General features: G+C 72.3%; 2 protein-coding genes. Both read right to left on the reverse strand.

Annotated features, from left to right (window positions below):
- A partial coding sequence (locus ACXJKR_RS26440) for a lipocalin-like domain-containing protein (RefSeq protein WP_457325344.1) occupies positions 1 to 1,030 on the reverse strand: 1,030 nt, incomplete at its 3' end.
- Positions 1,027 to 3,576 (reverse strand): ABC transporter permease, encoded by a 2,550-nt coding sequence (locus ACXJKR_RS26445; RefSeq protein ID WP_457325345.1) that lies wholly within the window; start codon positions 3,574 to 3,576, stop codon positions 1,027 to 1,029. The genes ACXJKR_RS26440 and ACXJKR_RS26445, both read right to left, overlap by 4 nt.
- Positions 3,577 to 3,972: the final 396 nt, after the last annotated feature.

The following is a 3,972-nucleotide window of genomic DNA, read 5'->3' on the forward strand; positions in this document are numbered from 1 at the left end:
GTAGTGGCAGGCGCCCTGCGTAGCCGGTCAACTCCAGGTAGCCGGCGCCGAGTGGCCGTTTTTCGCGGTCGAACAACTGGGCGGCGCCCTCCCAATAGACGAGGCCACTGCTGTTTCGCGCGTCGATCTCCTGGGCGTCGAAATACGTGCTCAGCAGCATCTCGCCAGCGGGGCTCTTCAGCCGCCATTCGACCGGGTAGCGCGCGCCCGTGGCGGGGCTGGTCCAGTGCCGCAGCGGCGTCATCTCGACCTCCTGGGGCGTGAAGCTGCGGTCGGGCTGCCCGGGGCTGCGCAGGCTGCCGCCGGCCCAGTCCCGGCTGCCGTCCTTGCGGCGCAGCTGGAAGAGCGTCAGCGCGCGTCCATCATCGAGGTTGATGCCCAGCCAGTCCCAACCCTGCGCCTGGCCCAGCAGGCTGTCGCTCCATTCATGGTCCAGCCAGGCGCGGCCGGTGAGGCGCTGGCGTTGGCCGTCCAGGGTCAGCATGGCCTCGGTGGCGAGTTGGGGGCGCGAGTAGTAGCGGCTGAACTGCGCGGGATCGGGCCCCTTGCGGGACAGGCCGGCCTCGCCCTGCAGCAGTGGCGCGTCGGGCGTGGACAGGTTCAGCGCCAGCGCGAAGCCCGGGCCGTTGAAGGCGGCGCGATAGCCGTCGCCGCTGCGCTTGAGCGTCCAGTCGCGCAGCTTGACGTCGCTGTCACCCTCCATGGCCTGCACCGCGCCGGGCAGGCCGCGCAGCAACCGTTGGCTGTGGCGTTGCTTCTTCGCACCCAGGTCGGACAAGGCGACATGGCCAAGCAGCAACTGCCTGGCCGCGAGTCCGCTGGGATGGTCGGCCGCTGCCGGGCCGGGCAGGCGGAAAAAGGTCAGCTGGTAGCCGAAGCGTGGCGGTGCGCTCTCGCTGTCGCCGAGCAGGCCCGTCAGATACCACCACTCGATGCCCTGGGCCGGGTGGGCGCCGAAGTCGTGCGGGAAGTTGAGGGCGGCGCGCGCGGGCAGTGGCAGGGCGGCGAGCAACAGGGCGCGGCGCTTCATGCGTCCTCCCTCACGGCGCGCACGGCGTCAGCGCCGAGGGCGCGCCGGCCGGCCAGCAGCGAAGCGCCGACCGCCRCCGCGAAGGCCAGGCCGACCAGGGCCGCCAGGCGCGCAACCGGCAAATGCATCTCCATGCTCCAGTGAAAGCTTTGCGGGTTGACGACGTAGACCAGCACCACGCTCAGGCCCAGGCCCAGCGCCAGCCCGGCCAGCGCGCCCGCGCCGCCCGACAGGCTGGCTTCGATGAGCAGCAGTCGCTGCAGCTGGCGCCTGGATAGCCCGAGATGGCGCAGCAGGCCGAACTCGCGTTTGCGCGCCAGCGCCTGGGCCGACTGGCTGGCGATGACGCCGAACAGCCCCACGGCCAGGGCCACGGCCTGCAGCCACACGGTGATGGCAAAGCTGCGGTCGAAGATCTTCAGCGACAGCGAACGCAGCTCGCCCGCCGCGGCCATTTCGACGTTGTCGCCGCCGAGCTGGCGAACCGCGGTGCGCGCCGATTCCAGCGACCGGCCCGGTGCCAGCCAGAGTGCCAATTCGGCGGTGCTGGTGTCGCCACTGGCGCTGCGGTAGTCGTCCAGCGCCATCCACAGCGCCGTGTTCTGGCGCGAATAGTCGCGCCAGACACCGCGCACCTGCAGCTTCAGCGCGCGGTCGCCGTCGACCAGCTCGCCCTGGAAGACATGGCCCGGCTTCAGCCCGTCGCGGTCCCGCGCGGCTTCGTTGACCCAGACGGCCAGGGTGCCCGCCGCGGCTGGGCCCGTCCAGCTTTCAACGAGGGGCAGGCCGCCGGCCTGGATGTCGCGCGCAGTCAGGGCCACGGTTTCACCGCTGGACGCCAGCCGCAGCCGGGCCGTGAGCTGGGGCGAGGTGCGGGCGACTTCGGGCAGGCGCGACAACGCCGTCAGCAGGGGTGGCGGCAGCGGTGTGGGAATGCCGTTGGCGCCCCGCAGCGCACTGCGCACGTAGAGGTCGGCCGGCAGGGCCTGGTCCAGCCAGCGCATCAGGGATTCACGGAAGCTGCCGATCATGACCGTCATGGCCACGGCCAGGGCCAGGGCAACCAGGACGCCGGCCAGCGACCGGCGCGCTTCGGTCGCCTGGTCGCGGCTGCGTTCGCGGGCCAGCATCAGCAGTGCGTTGCTGGGCAACCGTGCCAATGCTGCCGTCAGCCCGCGCACCAGCGCCGGCACCAGCGCCAGGCCACCCATCAACAGGCAGAGCATCGACAGATAGGCGGCGATGGGTGTGTCGTTCCAGACCGGCGGCAACCAGGCCAACACGGCGCCGAGCGCCAGCAGGCCTAGGCCGACCCAGGCCGGCAGCGTGCGCCCGGCCGGCAGGCCCAGGCCCTTGAGCACCAGCGCCGGCGCGATGCGGCGCACCGTCAACGCCGGCGCCAGCGCAGCGGCCAGCGCGGCGGCCAGGCCCAGCAGCGCGTAGACGGCGGCGGGCCACAGCAGCGGCTGGCTGAACAGCAGCTCGGCGGACGAGTCGCGCGCGCCATGCAGGCCGAGGTCACTGCCCATCAGCTTCAGCGCACCGGCCGCCAGGCCCACGCCGAGCGCCAGTCCCAGCGCCGTGCCGGCAAGGCCGATCACCAGCCCCTCCGCCAGGATGAGCCGCCAGCGCATGCGCGCTGACACGCCCAGCACGCCGACGAGCGCCCACTGCGGCAGGCGCTGAGCGGTGGCGAGCGACAGCACCGCGTAGACGAGGAAGCTGCCAGTGAACAGCGCCATCAACGCCAGCAGGCCGAGGTTGACGCGGTAGGCGCGCGTCAGGTCCGACAGCCGCGCGCCTTCGTCCTCCGGCGGCGCGGCCTTCCAGCGCGCGGGCAGCGTGGCGGCCCAGGCGGTGGCGTCGGTGCCGGGGGCGAGTTGCACGTCGACGCGGTCCAGCCCGCCCAGGCGGCCGAACAAGGCCTGGGCGTCGGCAATGTCCAGCACGCCCAGCGGTGCGCTGCCTGCGGCGATGCGCCCGCCGAGCGTGAGCTCGATGTCGCGCGGCTCGGTGCTGCCGGGCAGCGCGACGCGCAGCTTCAGCGTCGTGGCATCGGGTGGCAGCAGCGCGCGGGCCGCGGCGTTCAGGTGCACGGTGTTGGCGCCCAGCAGCTGGGTCCAGCCTCCGTCGACCTGGGGCGTCAGCTCGGGTGCGATGGGGTGGCCGGAAGCGGCGGAGGCGAGTAGGGCGAGTGGGTCCAGCCCGATGAGGCGAATGGACAGGCCGCGGCCTTCGGGGCCGGTCTGGCCGGGCCACAGCGCCTGGGCTTCGATGACCGGGCTGGCGGTGGCGACTTCGGGGCGGTTGAGCAGCTCGGCGAAGTCGGCGTCGGTCAGCGGGCCGGAGCGGGCGCGCACGATCAGGTCGGGCTGGCCGTTGACGCTGCGGGCGGCGCGGGCGAACTCGGTCAGCGCGGCGCCGTTGAGCAGGTGCACGCCGAAGGCGAGGGCGACGCCGAGCATGACGGCGACGATGGCGAGCAGCACGCGCCCGGGGTGGTCGCGCCAGGTGGGCCAGGTGAGGTGGCGCCAGAGGGTCAGCATGGGCAGGCCGCCTTGGGCGCTTTTCGTTGCGCTTGCTTGCTGGCGAGGCCCATGCCGGGAGTTCGCCCCGGCGGGCGACCTTCTTTTTGAGCGACCAAAAAGAAGGCAAAAAGTCGCCCCCGAACCGCCCGGCCCTTAGCTTCGCAGCGGGCTGCCCTGCGGTACTCAAGCCTTGAGGCCTCGCGCAGAACTCGCTTCGCTACGCTGCGCTCAAACAACTGCGCGAAGTCAGAACTTGAAGCGCGCTGCGCGCGCGGCCTCAAGGCTTTCCGTTCCTCGGCGGGCTCAGAGGGGGGGTGATGAACAGCCGGCGCCAGCCGGCTTGTGGGCCTGGCTGTTGGCTGTTCCGGGGCCTCCCCTTCTAAACCGCCGAGAAGCGCAGAAGCCCAGGGCGCG

The organism is Roseateles sp. P5_E11 (assembly GCF_054049355.1).